This is a genomic window from Cereibacter ovatus, from assembly GCF_900207575.1.
GTDB lineage: Bacteria > Pseudomonadota > Alphaproteobacteria > Rhodobacterales > Rhodobacteraceae > Cereibacter_A > Cereibacter_A ovatus.
In genome coordinates this window covers 1-17,772 of the sequence record NZ_OAOQ01000025.1, presented here as the reverse complement: position 1 = coordinate 17,772, position 17,772 = coordinate 1, and the positions used below count along the sequence as shown (strand labels likewise).

Annotated in this window: 13 protein-coding genes and 4 pseudogenes; 10 read left to right on the top strand and 7 right to left on the bottom strand. The window is 62.7% G+C overall.

Going from position 1 to position 17,772, the window contains the following annotated elements:
* Positions 1–87: 87 nt before the first annotated feature.
* Positions 88–675: a TetR/AcrR family transcriptional regulator gene (locus CRO07_RS16730; RefSeq protein ID WP_268876269.1), complete on the bottom strand. Its 588-nt coding sequence runs from the start codon at positions 673–675 to the stop codon at positions 88–90.
* Here CRO07_RS16730 and CRO07_RS16725 point away from each other — a divergent pair.
* From CRO07_RS16725 to gltS, 9 genes are all read left to right on the top strand, one after another.
* Positions 674–2,041, top strand: a complete 1,368-nt coding sequence (locus CRO07_RS16725; protein ID WP_235841083.1) for an HlyD family secretion protein — start codon at positions 674–676, stop codon at positions 2,039–2,041. The genes CRO07_RS16730 and CRO07_RS16725 overlap by 2 nt on opposite strands.
* The gene (rbbA, locus tag CRO07_RS16720) at positions 2,038–4,776 is read left to right on the top strand and encodes a ribosome-associated ATPase/putative transporter RbbA (protein WP_097031789.1); all 2,739 of its coding nucleotides are present in this window, start codon (positions 2,038–2,040) and stop codon (positions 4,774–4,776) included. Before CRO07_RS16725 ends, rbbA begins: the two co-directional genes overlap by 4 nt.
* A 7-nt stretch (positions 4,777–4,783) precedes the next feature.
* Positions 4,784–5,896: an ABC transporter permease gene (locus CRO07_RS16715; RefSeq protein WP_097031788.1), complete on the top strand. Its 1,113-nt coding sequence runs from the start codon at positions 4,784–4,786 to the stop codon at positions 5,894–5,896.
* A gap of 5 nt (positions 5,897–5,901) precedes the next feature.
* Positions 5,902–6,981: an alpha/beta hydrolase gene (locus CRO07_RS16710; protein ID WP_068767092.1), complete on the top strand. Its 1,080-nt coding sequence runs from the start codon at positions 5,902–5,904 to the stop codon at positions 6,979–6,981.
* 318 nt (positions 6,982–7,299) lie between these two features.
* Entirely contained in the window at positions 7,300–9,057 is a 1,758-nt protein-coding gene (locus CRO07_RS16705) for a PHA/PHB synthase family protein (RefSeq protein WP_051693716.1), read from the top strand.
* 4 nt (positions 9,058–9,061) lie between these two features.
* On the top strand, positions 9,062–10,456 hold the full coding sequence (locus tag CRO07_RS16700; RefSeq protein WP_097031787.1) for a bifunctional enoyl-CoA hydratase/phosphate acetyltransferase: 1,395 nt from the start codon (positions 9,062–9,064) through the stop codon (positions 10,454–10,456).
* Entirely contained in the window at positions 10,453–11,622 is a 1,170-nt protein-coding gene (locus CRO07_RS16695) for an acetate/propionate family kinase (protein WP_035745643.1), read from the top strand. The genes CRO07_RS16700 and CRO07_RS16695 overlap by 4 nt, the downstream gene beginning before the upstream one ends.
* Entirely contained in the window at positions 11,619–12,383 is a 765-nt protein-coding gene (gene fabI / locus CRO07_RS16690; protein ID WP_035745640.1) for an enoyl-ACP reductase FabI, read from the top strand. The genes CRO07_RS16695 and fabI overlap by 4 nt, the downstream gene beginning before the upstream one ends.
* A gap of 92 nt (positions 12,384–12,475) precedes the next feature.
* Positions 12,476–13,681 carry a sodium/glutamate symporter gene (gene gltS, locus CRO07_RS16685; protein ID WP_097031786.1) on the top strand — a complete coding sequence of 402 codons (1,206 nt, stop codon included), beginning with the start codon at positions 12,476–12,478 and terminating at the stop codon, positions 13,679–13,681.
* A gap of 13 nt (positions 13,682–13,694) precedes the next feature.
* On the opposite strand, the pseudogene CRO07_RS19545 reads toward gltS, so the two are convergent.
* From CRO07_RS19545 to CRO07_RS16665, 5 genes and pseudogenes are all read right to left on the bottom strand, one after another.
* A pseudogene (locus tag CRO07_RS19545) lies at positions 13,695–13,892 on the bottom strand (transposase); the annotation flags it as partial.
* Positions 13,893–13,905: 13 nt separating this feature from the next.
* Positions 13,906–15,129 (bottom strand): annotated as a pseudogene (locus CRO07_RS16675) (IS256 family transposase).
* Positions 15,130–15,193: 64 nt separating this feature from the next.
* Positions 15,194–15,307, bottom strand: a pseudogene (locus CRO07_RS19540) (IS5/IS1182 family transposase); the annotation flags it as partial.
* 95 nt (positions 15,308–15,402) lie between these two features.
* Entirely contained in the window at positions 15,403–15,771 is a 369-nt protein-coding gene (locus CRO07_RS16670) for an IS5 family transposase (protein ID WP_097031785.1), read from the bottom strand.
* A gap of 84 nt (positions 15,772–15,855) precedes the next feature.
* Complete coding sequence (locus CRO07_RS16665) at positions 15,856–16,950, bottom strand: IS630 family transposase (protein WP_097031784.1); 1,095 nt, start codon at positions 16,948–16,950, stop codon at positions 15,856–15,858.
* Positions 16,951–17,195: 245 nt separating this feature from the next.
* Between CRO07_RS16665 and CRO07_RS16660 the strand changes: the two are divergent.
* Positions 17,196–17,432: pseudogene (locus CRO07_RS16660) on the top strand (transposase); the annotation flags it as partial.
* 27 nt (positions 17,433–17,459) lie between these two features.
* On the opposite strand, the gene CRO07_RS16655 reads toward CRO07_RS16660, so the two are convergent.
* Positions 17,460–17,772: transposase domain-containing protein (locus CRO07_RS16655; RefSeq protein WP_141400095.1), on the bottom strand; the 313-nt coding region annotated here is incomplete at its 5' end.

The following is a 17,772-nucleotide window of genomic DNA, read 5'->3' as shown; positions in this document are numbered from 1 at the left end:
AATCGTGTTGAAATCTCCGCACGAAACGCGGAAATCCCAACATGACTTATACAGGATCGCAGTTGGCAAGCTGACTTAGATAGTGGTCTAGATGGGACGCCAGCCGAATACCCCATCTGAACAACCAGGCAGCATTGCGTTCATCAGGGCGGTTTGCAGCATCTGTCGCTGATCCGCCTCGGGGATAGCCAGCAAATCCGCAGGCCCGAAAATCGCACGATGGGTCACGAAACCGCTGAGAAGGCTAAGCGCGAAATGCGCCCGTCCCGGATCCGCATGGCCAAACGCCCTGCTTAGAGGCAGGGCTAGTGACGTGCCAAAGAATTGCGCAATGATCGCCCGCGCCTCGCTGCAGAGGCTGGACTGTGTCAGTAAATGAAGCGGCCTGACATCTTCTACCTTGCGCGGATCACGCAGGAAGGCCAGATCGCAGATCCGGTTGATCATGGTCGCGCCATCGGGGTCCCCTGCGGCGATGTCATCGAGGGGCGCAAGCGCCAGCAAGGCCTGACGGAATATCTCGGCCTTCGACCCGAAGGCGCGATGGACATAGGCCACATCGACCCCAGCCGCGGCGGCGATGTCGCGCAGGCTGGTGTCGGAATAGGCCATCCGCGCGAAAAGCAGCATCGCCGATGCAAGAATGCGTTCTTTCCCGGTTGCCTGCCCCGGCATGCGGTCGGTCGAGTTGGCTGAGTTGAGCGTCCTTGGCATGGGTGGCTTGTGTTCGTCCGGTGGCTTCGACGCGAAGAAACTGAAAATGCTGCCCCGGAGCAGAGGTGCGGCAAGGTGCAGCCCACACCGGGTCGTGTTGTTTAGCTGGTTTTTCAACAGCAAACAACCAGCAGCCGCTTTTGCGCGACAATACAGGGTTTTACCCTGTCATCGAGCGTTGACAACAGGGGAGCGTAGGGCGAAAACCGCATCGGGACATGCGCGAAGCATCCATCAGCACAGCAATCAGAGGCAGATCATGGCAAAGCCCGGCAGAAACACCATTATTCTGGGCGGCCTGGCCGTTGTCGCCGTGCTTGGCTGGCTGGCCTGGGACCGGCTGCAACCCGCCGGTCTGCCGGCGGGTTTTGCCAGCGCCAATGGCCGGATCGAGGCGACCGAGGTGGATATCGCGGCGCTCACCGGCGGCCGAATCGCCGAAATCACCGCTGCCGAAGGTGACATGGTCAGCGCAGGCGATGTGCTGGTGCAGATGGACGTGGTGCAGCTGAACGCACAAAAACGTCAGGCCGAAGCGCAGCTTGCCCGCGCCGAAATCGGCGTCGAGACAGCAAGGGCGCTGGTCGCTCAGGCCGAGGCACAAGAGCGCGCGGCCCGGGCCGCGGTTGATCAGGCAGGCTCGGTTGCCGATGCCGCGTCGCGCAGGCTTGAACGCTCTGAGCAGCTTGCAAAGACCAGTGCGATCTCGCAGCAGGTGCTGGATGATGACCGCGCCCGGGACGCCCAGGCCCGCGCCGGTGTGGCCTCGGCCGAAGCCAGCCATGCGGCAGCGCTGGCGGGGGTCAGCAGCGCGCAGGCGCAGGTGGTCGATGCAAGTGCGGCCGTCGAGGCGGCAAAGGCGTCGATTGATGCGATCCAGGCCTCTCTGGACGACGCCACGCTGAAAGCGCCGCGCACGGGCCGGATCCAGTATCGCATCGCACAAGAGGGCGAGATTGTCGGCTCTGGCGGGCGGATCCTCAGCCTTGTCGATCTGGGCGATGTCTATATGACGGTTTTTCTGCCGACATCGCAGGTCGGCCGGGTGCAGGTCGGATCAGAGGTGCGCCTTGTCATGGATGCGGCGCGGGAATTCGTGATCCCGGCCACGGTTTCCTATGTTGCCGATGTGGCGCAGTTCACGCCAAAGACGGTCGAGACCGCCGATGAGCGCGAAAAGCTGATGTTCCGCGTCCGTGCCCGCATCGACCCCGAGCTGCTGTCGCGGCATATCGAATATGTCAAAACCGGCCTGCCGGGCATGGCCTATCTGCGGCTTGATCCGGATGCCGCCTGGCCTGACTTTCTTTCCAATGTCGCGAAATGACCGGCTCAGTTGCCGGGGTCTCCGGCCTGACGCTGCGCTATGGCAAGGTCACGGCGCTTGACAATGTGACGCTGGAGATCCCTGAGGGGCGCATGGTCGGGCTGATCGGGCCAGACGGGGTCGGAAAGTCCAGCCTTCTGTCGCTGCTGGCCGGGGCACGTGTGATCCAGCAGGGCAAGGTCGAGGTTCTGGGCGGCGATATGCGCGATGTGGCGCATCGCAACCGCGTCTGCCCCCGCACCGCCTATATGCCGCAGGGTCTGGGCAAGAACCTCTACCCGACGCTTTCGGTCGAAGAGAACCTTGATTTCTTCGGCTCGCTTTTCGGTCATGACAAGGCCGAACGCGAGCGGCGGATCACCGATCTGCTGGCTGCGACCGGCATGACGCCGTTCCGGTCGCGCCCGGCGTCAAAGCTGTCGGGCGGCATGAAGCAAAAGCTGGGTCTGTGCTGCGCGCTGATCCATGATCCCGATTTCCTGATTCTTGACGAGCCGACCACCGGCGTCGATCCGCTGTCGCGCCGCCAGTTCTGGGATCTGATCGACCGAATCCGCGCGACACGGCCGGGGATGAGCGTGATCACCGCCACCGCCTATATGGAAGAGGCCGCGCGCTTCGACTGGCTGGTTGCGATGAATGCGGGCCGGGTGCTGGCCACCGGCACCACCAACGATCTGCTGTCGCGGACCGGGGCCGACACGCTTGATGCAGCCTTCATCGCGCTTTTGCCCGAAGAAGACCGGGGCGAAGACAGTGCCGTGGTGATCCCGCCGCGGACCACCGATGACAGCGATATCGCCATCGAGGCCGAGGGGCTGACGCAGCGCTTTGGCGATTTCGTGGCGGTCGACAATGTTTCCTTCCGCATCCCCAGGGGTGAGATTTTCGGCTTTCTGGGTTCGAACGGCTGCGGCAAGACGACGACGATGAAGATGCTCACCGGGCTTCTGGAGCCGAGTGAGGGCCGGGTAAAGCTTTTCGGCCATGAGGTCGATGCAAGCGATCTGTCGGTGCGCCGCCGGGTCGGGTTCATGTCGCAGGCCTTCTCGCTCTATTCCGAGCTGACGGTGCGTCAGAACCTTGATCTGCACGCGCGGCTTTTCGATATGGCGGCCGAGAAGATCCCCGCCAGGGTTGACGAGATGATCGCCCGGTTCGATCTGGGCGACGTGACCGACAGCCTGCCTGAGGCGTTGCCGCTGGGTATCCGCCAGCGGCTTTCGCTGGCGGTGGCGATGATCCATGCGCCCGAGATCCTGATCCTTGACGAGCCGACCTCGGGGGTGGACCCGGTGGCGCGCAACGGCTTCTGGCGCATTCTGGCGGAACTTTCGCGCAAGGATGGCGTGACGATCTTTGTCTCGACCCATTTCATGAACGAGGCGGAATGGTGCGACCGCATCAGCCTGATGCATGCGGGCAAGGTGCTGGTCTCGGACACCGCCGAGGGGATCACGAAAGCCAAAGGTTGCGCCACGCTGGAAGACGCGTTCATCGCCTATCTTGAAGAGGCGATTGGCGAGACGGCACCCGCCCCCGCCGCTGCGCCCGAGGCCGCGCCCGAGGCCCCCGCAGCCGGGGTGACCCATCACGCGCAGCAATCCGGCTTCAGCCTGCGGCGACTGCTTAGCTATTCGCAGCTGGAAAGCCTGCAATTGCAGCGCGATCCGATCCGGCTGACCATGGCGTTGGTCGGCAGCCTTCTTCTGATGATCGTGGTGGGGCTGGGCATCAACATGGATGTCGAGGATCTGACCTTCGCCGCCCTTGACCGCGACCAGACCACCACCAGCCGCAATTATATCGCCGATATTGCGGGATCGCGCTATTTCATCGAACAGCCGGCCCTGACAAGTTACGACGAGATCGACGCAAGAATGCGCTCGGGCGAGCTGGCGCTGGCGATCGAGATCCCGCCCGGCTTTGCCGCCGATATCGCGGCAGGCAGGGATGTGCAGGTCGGGGCCTGGTTCGACGGCGCCAACCCCAGCCGCGCCAATACGGTGCAGGGCTATGTGCAGGGCATGCATGCCGACTGGATCACACGTCAGGCGCGTCAGCTTTACGGTGACAAGGCGAGCGGCGGCAGTTTCGAACTGGTGACCCGATACCGCTACAACCCCGATGTGCGCAGCCTGAATGCGATGGTGCCCGCAATCATCCCGCTGCTTTTGCTGATGATCCCCGCGATCCTGACGACACTCTCGGTCGCGCGGGAACGCGAACTCGGCTCGATCATCAATTTCTACGTCACCCCGGTGACGCGGCTGGAATTTCTGCTTGGCAAACAGCTGCCCTATATCGCGCTGGCCATGCTGAATTTCTTCCTGATGATGGCCATGGCGGTCACATTCTTCGCAGTGCCCTTCAACGGCAGTTTTCTGGGCTTTACCCTTTCGGCGCTGATCTATGTCACCGCGACCACGGCGCTTGGTTTTCTGGTGTCGGTCTTCATCGCAAGTCAGGTCGCGGCGCTGTTCGCGACCGCCATGCTGACGATGATCCCGGCGGTCAGCTATTCGGGTTTGATCGACCCGGTCTCTTCGCTGTCGGGTTTTGGTCGGGTTCTGGGCGAGATCTACCCCTCGACCTGGTTTATCACCGCCGCGCGGGGGGCTTTCTCCAAGGCCTTCGGAATGGCGGAACTGGCCGGGCCGATGCTGGCCATGGGCATCGCCATTCCGGTGATTATCGGGCTGGCGGCGGCCTTCCTGGAAAAACAGGCGAAGTGAGGGGCGGATGAACCTGCGCAACACCTTCAATCTGGGCGTCAAGGAATTGCGCGGGCTCTGGCGCGATCCGGTGATGCTGGTGCTGATCGTCTATTCCTTTTCGCTCTCGATCTGGACCTCTGCGAACGTCTCGCCCGAGGCGCTGACGAATGCCGCGATCTCGATCGTGGATGAGGATCAGTCGCATCTCTCCGCCCGCATCACCTCGGCCTTTTATCCGCCCTATTTTGTCGAGCCGCAGATGACCACGACGGCCGAGATGGATCGGCGGATGGATCAGGGGCTGGATACTTTTGCGCTGAACATCCCACCGGATTTCGCGCGCGATGTGCTGGCCGGAAAAAACCCGGCGATCCAGCTGAATATCGACGCGACAAGGATGAGCCAGGCCTTCACCGGCGGCGGCTATATCCAGCAGATCGTGTCCTCCGAGGTTTCGGAATATGTGGCGGGCTACCGGGCCGAGACCGCGCTGCCGGTCGATCTGGCGCTCCGCGCGCGGTATAATCCCTCGCTGGATCCGAAGTGGTTCGGCGCGATTTCCGCCGTGATCCGGTCGATCACCATGCTGTCGCTGGTGCTGACCGGCGCGGCGCTGATCCGCGAAAAGGAACATGGCACGGTCGAGCACCTGCTGGTCATGCCCGTCACCGCGACCGAGATCATGTTGTCAAAAATCTGGTCGATGGGGCTGGTGGTGCTGCTGGGGTCGAGCTTTTCGCTGATCATGGTGGTGCAGGGGCTGATGGCGGTGCCGGTGCAGGGCTCGGTCGCGCTGTTCCTTGCGGGGGCGGTGCTGATGGTCTTCGCCATGACGGGGCTGGGGATCTTCCTTGCCACGGTTGCGGGGTCGATGCCGCAATTCGCGCTTTTGCTGATGATGGCGCTTTTGCCGCTGCAGGTGCTGTCAGGCGCGATGACGCCGCGGGAATCCATGCCAGAGATCATCCAGACCATCATGCTTGCAGCCCCCAACACGCATTTCATCATCCTCTCGCAGGGCATCTTGTTCCGAGGTGCGGGGCTTGACGTGGTCTGGCCCCAGTTCGCGGCGCTGGCGGCGATCGGGGTGGCGCTGTTCTGGCTGGCACTGATACGATTCAAGAAATTCCTGCGGTAAGGCATATGTTGGGCCGCCTGCTTCTGATCCTGACGCTTGCGCTTGCAGGCTGCGCTGCGCGTCCGGGGCCGGAAGTTCTGGCCCCCGATGCCGGTGCCCTGCCCGAGGGCGCCCGCCTTGTCCGGGTGCTGACCATGACCACCCGCGCGCCCGAGGCAAATCTGCCGGGGGCCTTTGGCGACTCTCGCTCCATCCGGCCAAGCTGGCTGGAATACGAGGTCTCGGTGCCGCCTGGCCATCGGCCGGGAAAGATTGAATGGCCGGATCGCAATGGCAGCAGCGCCGACCGGAATTTCGTGATGCGCAGCCGGCAGACGCTTAGCCGTGACGCCTTTGCAAAGCGTCTCTCGCGCGAGGGGGTCGGGCTTTATGTCCACGGCTTCAACACCCGCTTTCATGAGGCCTTGTTCCGTACCGCGCAGCTTTCGGTCGATGCGCATATCGAGGAAAAGCCCGTCCTTTTTACATGGCCCTCGGCAGGCTATCCGGGCGCCTATCTGGCTGATCGTGACGCGTCTGACTTTTCCCGCGCGGCGCTTGCCGATCTGCTGCGGCTTTTGACAAAGGGTCGGTCCGCTTCCGACGCGGTGCCGGTGCTGGCTCACAGCATGGGCGCGCGGCTGACGATGGAGACGCTGGTGCAACTGCGTCTTGCCGGGCGGGACGATGTGCTGGACCGGATCGAGGTCATCCTTGCCGCCCCGGATATTGATATCGATCTTTTCCGCGCCCAGATGGTCAGCCTTGGGCCGATGAAGCATCCCATCACGGTGCTCGTCTCCTCGGACGATCTGGCGCTGAAACTGTCGTCGCGGCTTTCGGCACGTCGGATACGGCTTGGGCTTGTCGATGTGCGTGATCCGGCGGTCCAGCGCCTGGCGGTCGCGACCGGAATACGGATCGTGGATATTACCGATATTCCGACCGATGATCCCGCCCACAGCCGCTATGTCGGCCTGCTTTCCGGCGAGGCCGGGGCTGTGGTTGAAAACACCCTTTTCGATGAGGTACGCTTGGCGGGGGCCTTTGTCTTCAATCAGGTCGGTGGTGTCTTCACTGGCATCGGTGATGTGCTGGCGGATTGAGGCCGCGGCCTTGGCCCGGCGTTGGTGCCAGCGGCATTGGCCGGGTCATGGCCTCGACGTCGCGCCGTTTTGCCGGTAATCGTCCATGATGATCAGGGCAGGGACAGGGGATTCCGTGTCCGCCGCCGGACGCCGATGCTTTGCCTGTTCAGTCCGGGGGCGGCTGTTTCGGCGGTTTGACGGCGCTTTACGACATGTCGTCGGCATCGGGCCTTGGGCGCAATGCCTATGTTCAAGAAAAATCTTGAACTCTTTGAATTCGATCAACACTCGTTGATAGTTCTGTGCTAACTTCCGCCGGTAAATTGGAGACGCGACATGGCCCTTACTCCCAAATCAGATGGCTCGGGTGCAACCGGCGATGAAAGCCTTGGCATCGAGGCTTTTCAGGCCGTTGACCGCATACGAGAGGCGCTCTCGGGACAGCTCAGCGGCGGGGTCTCGCCCGGCTCGCTGATGATGGCCTATGTCGACTGGGCCTTTCATCTGGCGCAGGCACCGGGCAAGCAGATGGAACTGGGCGTCAAGGCGGGCCGCAAATGGCAGCGTCTCATGGCGCATCTGATGGCCTCGGCGATGGATCCGCAGGCCGCGCCGGTCATCACGCCCTTGCCGGGCGACCGCCGTTTCGCCGGTGAAGCCTGGGCGAAACCGCCCTTCAGCTGGATGTCGCAGGCTTTCCTGCTGCAGCAGCAATGGCTGCATAACGTCACCCATGAGGTTCCGGGCGTGACGAAGCACCACGAGGATGTGGTGTCTTTTGCCGCGAAACAGATCCTTGATGTCTGTGCGCCTTCGAACAACCCTTTTACCAATCCCGAGGTTGTGGCACGGACCTGGGCTACCGGAGGCATGAACCTTGTGAAGGGCTGGCAGAACTGGCTGCAGGACGTCGTCCGCCAGATCCGGCAGGAGCCGCCAGAGGGTGTCGAGGCCTTTACACCGGGTCGCGATGTGGCGGTGACGCCGGGCAAGGTAATCTTCCGCAACCACCTGATCGAACTGATCCAGTATACGCCCACGACAGAAACCGTGCACCCCGAGCCGGTGCTGATCGTTCCGGCCTGGATCATGAAATACTATATCCTCGACCTCAGCCCGGAGAATTCACTGATCCGCTGGCTGGTGGCGCAGGGCCACACGGTTTTCGCCATTTCCTGGCGCAATCCGGGTGCAGAGGATCGTGATCTGACGCTGGAGGATTATCGCCGGCTGGGCGTGATGGCCGCGTTGGATGAGATCACCCGTCTAATGCCCGATCAGAAAATCCACGCCACCGGCTATTGTCTGGGTGGCACTTTGCTGTCGATCGCGGCGGCTGCCATGGCGGGGAAGGGGGACGCGCGTCTCGCCTCGCTGACGCTGCTTGCCGCGCAGGTCGATTTCGCCGAACCGGGCGAGCTTGCGTTGTTCATCGACCCAAGCCAGCTGCATCTTCTTGAAAGCATGATGTGGAACCGCGGCTATCTCTCTGCCGATCAGATGGCGGGGGCGTTTCAGCTTTTGCGCTCGAATGACCTCATCTGGTCCCGGATGGTGCGCGATTACATGATGGGCGAGCGGACGGCGATGAATGATCTCATGGCCTGGAATGCCGACAGCACCCGGATGCCCTATCGGATGCATGCCGAATATCTGCGCAGGCTTTATCTGAATAATGAGCTTTCTTCGGGACGCTTCACCGCCGGGGGCAAGACAGTTCTGTTGCAGAACATCCGGGTGCCGATCTTTGCCGTCGGGACCGAGCGCGATCATGTCGCACCCTGGAAGTCGGTCTACAAAATCCACCAGTTCACCGATTGCGAGGTGACTTTCGCGCTGACGTCGGGCGGGCATAATGCGGGGATCGTCTCTCCTCCCGGTCACCCGCGCCGCCGCTACCGGCTGGCGACCCGCGCCCATGACGACGCGCTTTTGCCGCCCGAGACCTGGGTCGAGGCCAATCCTGCAACCGAGGGTTCGTGGTGGACGCCCTGGCAGGCCTGGCTTGCCGCGCGTTCGGGTGCCCCCGCCGCGCCGCCCGCAATGGGCAACGCGCTGGCAGATGCGCCCGGCACATATGTTTTCCAGAGGTGACAAGATGACCGGCACTCTGACCAACTATCTGTTTCACCAGATGAAAATCGGCGACCGCGCCAGTCTTGTCCGCCACGTCGGTCCCAAGGATATTGAATTGTTCGCCGCTGTTTCCGGCGACGCCAACCCCGCGCATCTGGATGCCGGTTTCGCCGCCCATGGGCCGTTTGGCCATGTCGTGGTGCACGGCATGTGGACTGCGGCGCTGATTTCGGCGGTGCTGGGCACCCGCCTGCCGGGGCCGGGGACGATCTATCTCGACCAGCAGATCCGCTTTAACAAGCCGGTTTCGCCAGGCGATACCATCACCGCCGAAGTTGAAGTGGCCGAGCTGATCGAGGGCAAGAACCGTGTCCGCCTGACGACCACCGCCCGCAATCAGCGGGGCGAGGTGGTGCTTTCGGGCGAGGCGCTGGTGCTGGCCCCGGTCGAGCAGGTGACCTGGGTGCCGGGTGACCTTCCCGAGGCGGTGGTCTTGCCGAAGGGGCGCTGGCAGGGCTTTGTCGAAGAGGCCCGCGCATTGCCCCCGGTGCGGGCGGCGGTGGTGCATCCCTGTTCGAAATCCGCGATCCTTGGCGCGATCGAGGTGCGCGACGAAGGCCTGCTTGACCCGATCCTGATCGGTCCCGGCGCAAAGATTCGCGCGGCGGCCGCCGAGGCCGGGGTCTCGCTTGACGGCTTCCGGATCGAGGAGACAGAGCACAGCCATGCAGCGGCGGCGCGGGCGGTGGAACTGGCGGCCTGTGGCAACGTCCAGGTGCTGGTCAAGGGCAGCCTGCATTCCGATGAACTGCTTGCGGCGGTGGTTTCGAAAAGCGGCGGCCTGCGCACCGAACGCCGGATCAGCCATGTCTATGCGATGGATGTGCCCGCCTATCGCAAGCCGGTGATCGTCACCGATGCCGCGATCAATATCGCACCGACATTAGAGCATAAGCGCGACATCTGCCAGAATGCCGTCGATCTGATGCGGCTTCTGGGGCGCGATCAGCCGAAGGTCGCGGTGCTGGCGGCGGTCGAGACGGTGAACGCGACGATGCCCGCCACGCTGGATGCCGCCGCGCTGACGGTGATGGCGGCTCGAGGCCAGATCACGGGCGCGCTGGTTGACGGGCCGCTGGCCTTCGACAATGCGATCAGCCCCGAGGCGGTGGCGACGAAGGGCATCGTCTCGCAGGTGGCGGGCGAGGCCGATATTCTTGTGGTGCCGGATCTCGAGGCCGGGAACATGCTTGCCAAACAGCTGATCTATTTCGCGGGCGCCACGGCCGCGGGGCTGGTTCTGGGCGCACGGGTGCCAATCGTTCTGACAAGCCGGGCGGATCCTTTATCGGCCCGCATCGCCTCGGCTGCGCTGGCCAAGCTGGTCGCGGTCCGCAAAGCGGAGGGGAAGGCGTGACCCGCGATCTGATCCTGACATTCAACACCGGATCCTCGACTATCAAGCTGGGGTTTTACGCACTGGAGGCCGCCGCGCCGCGCCCGCTGGCGTCGGGCGTGATCGATTTCCGCGATGAGCCTTTCGAAGTGCGCCTGACGCGCGAGGGCAAGACCTTTTCAGGCCCGATCACAGCGGATCCCGGCGATCTGACAGCCGTGCTGAACCAGGCTTTTGCCTGGCTGGCCGGGCATTTCAATCTTTCGCGCCTTGCGGTGATCGGCCATCGGGTTGTGCATGGCGGCGATGTCTTCACAGGACCAGCCCGGATCACCGATCAGGTGATCGCGCAGATCGACGCGCTGGCGCGGCTTGCGCCGCTGCATCAGCCGCAAAGCCTTGCGCTGATCCGGGCGATGCGGGGGCTTTACCCCGATGTGCCACAGACAGCCTCTTTCGACACGGCGTTTCATGCCACCAACCCGCCCCTGATCCGCCGCTTTGCCCTGCCGCGCGCGCTTTATGATCAGGGGATCAAGCGCTATGGCTTTCATGGTCTCTCCTACCGCTATATCGCCGGGCAACTGGGCGATCTGGCCACCGATGCAAAGGTGGTCGCCGCACATCTGGGCAGCGGCGCAAGCCTTTGTGCGATCCGGGGCGGCAAGAGCATCGACAGCTCGATGGGGTTTTCGACGCTGGACGGCATCCCGATGGCGACGCGTTCGGGTGCGCTGGACCCCGGCGTGATCCTGCATCTGATGGGCGAAATGGGGCAAAGCCTGAAACAGGTCGAGACCATGCTCTATCGTGAAAGCGGCCTTCTGGGCGTGTCGGGTTTCGAGGCTGACAGCCGCGAGCTGATGGCCAGCACGCGCCCAGAGGCTGCCGAGGCGATCGACCTCTTTTGCCTGCGCATCGCGGGCGAGGTGGCACGGTTGGCGACCAGCATGGGCGGGATCGATGCGCTGGTCTTCACGGCAGGAATCGGCGAGCATCAGCCCGGTATCCGCGCCCGTGTCGCCGCGCGGCTGGCCTGGCTTGGGGCAGAGCTTGACCCCGATGCCAATGAAGCAGGGTCGCGGAGGATCAGCACCGCCGCCAGCCGGGTGCAGCTTCTTGTCATTCCGACCGATGAGGAAAGCATCATCGCCCAGGAGGCCGTCAGCGAAGAGGCAGCGACATGATTGATCTGAAAGGCAAACGCGGCCTCGTGGTTGGCGTGGCGAATGAGGCCAGCATCGCCGCCGGTTGCGCCAGGGCCTTTCGCGCGGCGGGGGCAGAGCTGGCGCTGACCTTTCTTAATGAAAAGGCCCGGCCATGGGTCGAACCCGTGGCGCAGGAAGTGGGTGCGCCGCTGTTCCTTCCTTGCGATGTGCGTGAACCCGGCCAGTTGGAAGCCGTGTTTGACCGCATTACCGCTGAATGGGGGCGGCTTGATTTTCTGCTTCATGCCATCGCCTTCGCCCCGCGCGAGGATCTGCACACCAGCGTTGTCAACGCTTCGGCCGAAGGTTTTGCGACGGCGATGGATATCTCTTGCCACTCCTTCCTGCGCATGGCGCGGCTGGCGCGGCCTTTGATGCAGGCGGGTGGTTCGCTGATCACGGTCAGCTTTTACGGCGCGGATCGGGTGGTCGAGAATTACAACCTCATGGGTCCGGTAAAGGCCGCGCTGGAGGCTTCGGTCCGCTATGCGGCGGCCGATCTGGCGGGCGAAGGGATTCGTGCCTTTTCGCTTTCAACCGGTCCGGTCAAGACCCGCGCCGCCTCGGGGATCGACCGGTTCGATGCGCTGATGGATAAGATTCGCGCCCGTACGCCTGCGGGAAAACTGGTAAGCATCGAAGAGATCGGTACGCTGGCGGCCTTTCTGGCAACCGAGGCCGCAAGTCCCATGAGCGGATCGGTGGTCTATGCCGATAACGGATTTCACACCACCGCCTGAGGCAGGCGCGGGGCCCCGCCCTTGACCGGAAGGCGGATCCGGGGCAAAGCGGAATCAACATCAGTTGACAGCATTCTGACAGGCGCCGCCGCGTGACCTTCTTTACGGTTCATCCCTTCCATTCCTTCAATCTTGCCGTGGTCTTGCTGATCGCGGGCAAGATCCTGACCCTGAACATTGATCTTCTGCGCCGCTATTCGATCCCCGAGCCGGTGGCGGGCGGCTTTCTCTGTATCGCGGTAACGGGGCTCCTCTGGGCGCTGTTCGATCTGAAGGTCTCATTCGAGGTGGGGATCCGTGATTTCCTGCTGCTCGTGTTCTTTGCCGGTATCGGGCTGAAATCCGATATCCGCACGCTGCTTGCGGGGGGCAGGCCGTTGGTGATCCTGTTGATCCTTGCGACCAGCTTCATCCTTTTGCAGAACTTCGCGGGGATGGGGCTGGCGAGGCTCTTTGGAATGGAGCCGAAGGCCGGGCTGATGGTCGGCTCGGTTTCGCTGACCGGCGGCGTTGGCACCACGCTGGCCTGGGCACCGATATTCGCCGAAAAGCTGGGGATCACGAATGCGCTGGAACTGGGGGTCGCGGCCAATACTGTCGGGCTAATCGCGGCCTGTGTGATCGGCGGGCCGATTGCGGCGCTCCTGATCCGGCGGGGCGGGCTGAAGGCGGAAAACAAGCGCGATCTGGACATCGGCGTTCCGAATGAGGGGCGCGCGGCCCGGATGGATTACTTCTGCATCCTCTGGTCGATCCTGGCGCTGAATGTCACCGTGCTGATCGGGCTGGCGCTGCATGAGGCGATCACGGCGGCCGGCGTCACGCTTCCAGCCTTTGTCAGCTGCCTTGTCGCGGGGATCGTGCTGCGCAACCTTTTGCCGCTGGCCCCGAGGCGGTTAGTGCGGCGGATCTGGCCTGGGGTCGATGATGCGCTGGCGCTGATCTCGGATCTGTCACTCGGGCTTTTCCTGATCATGGCGCTGATGGGCCTGCAGGTCTGGGAGCTGAACGGCGTCCTTCTGTTCATTACCGCCGCCCTTGTGATGCAGATCCTGCTGACGGTCGGATTCACGATTTGGGTCGTGTTCCCCGCGATGGGGCGCGATTATGAGGCGGCGGTGATCTCGGCCGGGTTTGGCGGTATCACGCTCGGCTCAACCGCCACCGCCATCGCCAATATGACCGCCGTGGCGCAGCAACATGGCGCGGCGCACCGGGCCTTTGTGATCGTGCCGCTGGTCTGCGGCTTTTTCATCGATATCGTCAACGCGCTGATCATCTCGGCGCTGGTCGGCTAGGGTGTGTTGACGTTCACCGGAGTCGGATGACGGTTGCGGCGAGAGCAATGAAGGCGCTGAAACTTTCATCAGTCTTGCAGCAGCGCATGGCGATGCCTCTGTATTCCTTGAGCCTGCCGAAGAGGTTCTCGATCAGGTGCCGCCACTTGCAGGTTTCGCGGTCGAATTCGGCGGGGAAGCGGCGGTTGGGAGACTGTCCGGAATTCTGTGCCCCGGCGCGTTGATTACGCCATTGGGAAGCGGTCCTCGAACATGATGGCGAGCTGGCTTTTCACTGCGTGCCACTCGCGCACCGAGCGCTTCCACTCCTGAGAAGTAGCATTCAGGGCCAGATAGATCAATTTCGCCGCCGCTTCGTCGCTGGGGAAATGCCCCCGTGTGCGGACGGCCCGGCGGATCTTTGAATTCAGCGCCTCTACGGCATTCGTCGTATAGATCAGCCTGCGGACCTCGGGGGGATAGTCGAGGAACGGGATCACCTCGGTCCAGGCCCGTCGCCAGCTCGGCGCGATTGCCGGGTAGCGGGCGGCCAGATCGCTCTCCTCGAAGTCGGTCAGCGCGGCCTCGGCGGCTGCCGGGTCGATGGCGGAGTAGACCGCCTTCAGCGCCACTGCCACGGCCTTGCGGTCCTTGTAGCTGGCGAAGCTCATAGAATGGCGCAGAAGATGCACGATGCACGTCTGAACCTGGGTTTGTGAGAAGGCTGCCTCGATGGCCTGGGGGAAGCCCTTGAGGCCGTCCACGACCGCGATCAGGATGTCCTGCACCCCGCGATTGCGCAGGTCGTTGAGACCCTTGGCCCAGAACTAGGCGCCCTCATTGGCCTGAAACCATAGCCCCAGCACGTCCCTCGTGCCGTCCGGGAGGATAGCCAGGGCGACGAAGACTGCCTTGTTCGAGACCGCGCCATCGCTGCGGATATTAACCCGGATCGCGTCCATGAACACCACCGGATAGCAGGGCTCGAGCGGACGGTTCTGCCAAGCCGTGACCTCGTCCATCACCGCATCGGTGATCGCCGATATCAAGCTCGGGGAGGCCTCGATGCCGTAGATCTCCTCAATGTGTCCTTGGATTTCGCGGGTCGTCATCCCGCGCGCATACATGGAAATGATCTTGGTATCGAACTCCGGGAAACGGCGCTGGTACTTGGCGATCAGCATGGGATCGAAGCTGCCGTTGCGGTCCCGAGGGATGTCCAACACGACCTTGCCACTGTCGGTGGTGACCGTTTTCTGGCTGCTACCGTTAAGCCGGTTCGGAGTCTGAGACGCCCCTTCCGCGGGTGGGACAGCTCGTTCCTCGGTCAGATGTTCTTCCAGCTCGGCACTCAGGGCGCGCTCTGCCAGCGCCTTGGTCAGCTCGGCCAGAACGCCGTCCTTGCCGAAAAGGTCGCTGGCCGTCCGGCCTTTCATCAGCTGGTCCAGAAGGTCTTTGTCGATGCTCATACGTGGGTCTCCTCATTTCAGAGTTACCACGCCGGGGCACAGAATTCCGGACAGTCTCGCGGTTGGACTTTGGCGGAATGACCGGCTCGATCCCTGCACCGGTTAGCGCCTCGCGCAGCCAATCGGCATCGAACGCCCGGTCGGCAAGAAGTTGGCCACACGTCAGGCCATCGATCAGCGCCCCTGTGCCGCGCAGATCATGGGCCTGTCCCGGCAGCAGCCGAAAGTCGGTCAGGTTGCCGACCGCATCGGCCTAAGCCATGATCTTGGTTGTTATCCCTCCGCGAGAGCGCCCGATGGCCTGGCTTTGCGTCCCCCTTTTGCGCCCTGTCCGTGGCGGTGAACGTTGACGATGCTGCCGTCGATCATGGCGCATCCAAAATCGGCATCTTCAGCCAGGGCTCGGAACATGCGGTAGAACGCATCGGCCTTTACCCATCGCCGGAACCGCTTGAACACTGAGTTCCACTTGCCGAAATCCGCCGGCAAGTCGCGCCATGGACAACCGGTCCGGACTATCCAGAGAACCGTCTCAACAAAAAGCCGAGGGGCGGGGCCGGTGCGGCCAGGGTCACATTCCCGGCCAAGGCAATGTGGAGCGATAAGTGCCCATTGTGTGTCGGTCAACGTCGTGCGGATCAAGGTTGCCTCCCATTTGGCAGCCTTGAATCAGCCAGCGATCAGTTTGGAAATCCTCAAACGTCAACACGCCCTAGTCACCCGAATCTAAAGTTCGCCACATAGGTTCTGCTGGGTTCTCTGGCAGAAGCGTTTGACAGCTGCGAGGATATCGTCGGCGGATTTGACCCACCGGTAAGGTTTGGGGTTTTCGTTATGCGCCTCGATGAAGGCGACGATGTCGGCCTCCAGTTCGGCGGTAGAGCGGTGGACACCCCGTTGCAGTTGCTTGCGCGTCAGTTCGGCGAACCAGCGTTCCACCTGGTTGATCCAGCTCGCCGAGGTGGGCGTGAAATGCACGTGCCAGTGCGGGCGGCGCGCGAGCCAGGCCTTTATCGTCGGCGTCTTGTGAGTGGCATAGTTGTCCATCACCAGATGCACGTCAGGCCCGTCCGGCATGGCCGCATCGATCTGCTTCAGAAAGTCGAGGAACTCGGTTGCTCGATGGCGCTTGTAGCATTTGCCGATCACCGCCCCTGTCGCGATGTCGAGTGCCGCGAAAAGTGAGGTCGTGCCGTGGCGGATGTAGGTATGAGTTCTCCGTTCAGCCACGCCAGGTGCCATCGGCAACACCGGTTGCTCCCGATCCAGGGCCTGGATCTGAGATTTTTCATCCACGCACAACACGATCGCCCGGTTCGGCGGAGCCATATAAAGGCCGACGATATCCTGCACCTTGTCGACGAATAGTGGATCGGTCGAGAGCTTGAACGTTTCGCTCCGATGCGGCTGCAGACCGAAGGCGGCCCACATTCGGCGGATGGTGGTATGCGACAGGCCTGTCGCCGCAGCCATCGAGCGGATCGACCAATGGGTGGCGTCCTTCGGGAGGGTATTCAGCGTCCGCTCGATTACTTGGGCCACCTGATCGTCCGACACCGTGCGAGGCCGGCCGGGACGATATTCGTCGCTGAGACCGACGATCCGGTCCTTCACAAACCGTCTGCGCCACTTGCCGACCGTGTGCTCATGCGCCCCGAGCCGCTCAGCGACCTCCTTGCTCTGAAAACCCTCCGCACAAAGCAGTATCATCCGGCACCGGTCAGCCAGCGAGCGCGCCGCCTTGTGCCGCCGAACCTGTGCTTGGAGAAACGCGCACTCCTCAGCGCTCAGAACCACTTCGTCCGCAACCCGACCTGCCATCGCATCATCTCCCGAAACCTCTCAGCTCAATGATACGAACTACAGTTCCAGGTGACTAGCGATTGTGTCTATTGATCAACCTCTAGATGCCATACCTCGCCTGTTTTCAGGACGGCAATTGCGATAGTGATCAGCCGGCGCGCGATGGTGATGATGACGCCCTTAACAGGCTGCTGAAGAAGTCCGCCCTCGACGCGGTTTGAGGAACATGATTCACCCTCGGGACGACAACGGCGGGGGTGACGATGCGCGGGACGGACGAGACGAGCGGGTCGCTGTTCAGCTATGTCGATCTTGAGGCGCGGATCCCGGCACGGCATCCGCTGCGCAAGATCCGGCAGGTGGTGAACGAGGCGCTGGCCAGCCTCGATCCCGAGTTCGAGTCGCTTTACACCGACTTCGGCCGTCCCTCGATCCCGCCGGAACGGCTGATCCGGGCGAGCTTGATCCAGATCCTGTTCTCGGTCCGCTCCGAGCGGCGTAAGCGTTCGCTGTGGGCCACAGTCAGCTTATCTTGACGGCGTGAAGTTCCACGGTAGCAGATCGTCTAGACGGCTTTGAGGGTGGCCGTTGGCGAGCGCGGTCAGGGTTGCCTTGAGATAGGCGAAGGGCTCGATGCCGTTGATCTTGCAGGTTTCGATCAGCGAGGCGATGCGACCCCAGGCGATGCCGCCCTCGTCATGCCCGGCAAAGAGAGCATTCTTGCGATTTAGGGCGATAGGACGGATCAGGTTTTCGACCCTGTTGGAGTCGATCTCGACGCGGCCGTCGGTCAGGAAGGTTTGCAACCCGTCCCAATGATTGTGGATGTAGGTCAGCTTT

Excerpts from the sequence above, each read along its gene's own strand:
- CRO07_RS16730 (WP_268876269.1), bottom strand. The coding sequence starts at position 675 with ATGCCGGGGCAGGCAACCGGGAAAGAACGCATTCTTGCATCGGCGATG.
- rbbA (WP_097031789.1), top strand. The coding sequence starts at position 2,038 with ATGACCGGCTCAGTTGCCGGGGTCTCCGGCCTGACGCTGCGCTATGGC.
- CRO07_RS16705 (WP_051693716.1), top strand. The coding sequence starts at position 7,300 with ATGGCCCTTACTCCCAAATCAGATGGCTCGGGTGCAACCGGCGATGAA.
- fabI (WP_035745640.1), top strand. The coding sequence starts at position 11,619 with ATGATTGATCTGAAAGGCAAACGCGGCCTCGTGGTTGGCGTGGCGAAT.
- CRO07_RS16700 (WP_097031787.1), top strand. The coding sequence starts at position 9,062 with ATGACCGGCACTCTGACCAACTATCTGTTTCACCAGATGAAAATCGGC.
- CRO07_RS16725 (WP_235841083.1), top strand. The coding sequence starts at position 674 with ATGCGGTCGGTCGAGTTGGCTGAGTTGAGCGTCCTTGGCATGGGTGGC.
- CRO07_RS16665 (WP_097031784.1), bottom strand. The coding sequence starts at position 16,950 with ATGGCAGGTCGGGTTGCGGACGAAGTGGTTCTGAGCGCTGAGGAGTGC.
- CRO07_RS16715 (WP_097031788.1), top strand. The coding sequence starts at position 4,784 with ATGAACCTGCGCAACACCTTCAATCTGGGCGTCAAGGAATTGCGCGGG.
- CRO07_RS16710 (WP_068767092.1), top strand. The coding sequence starts at position 5,902 with ATGTTGGGCCGCCTGCTTCTGATCCTGACGCTTGCGCTTGCAGGCTGC.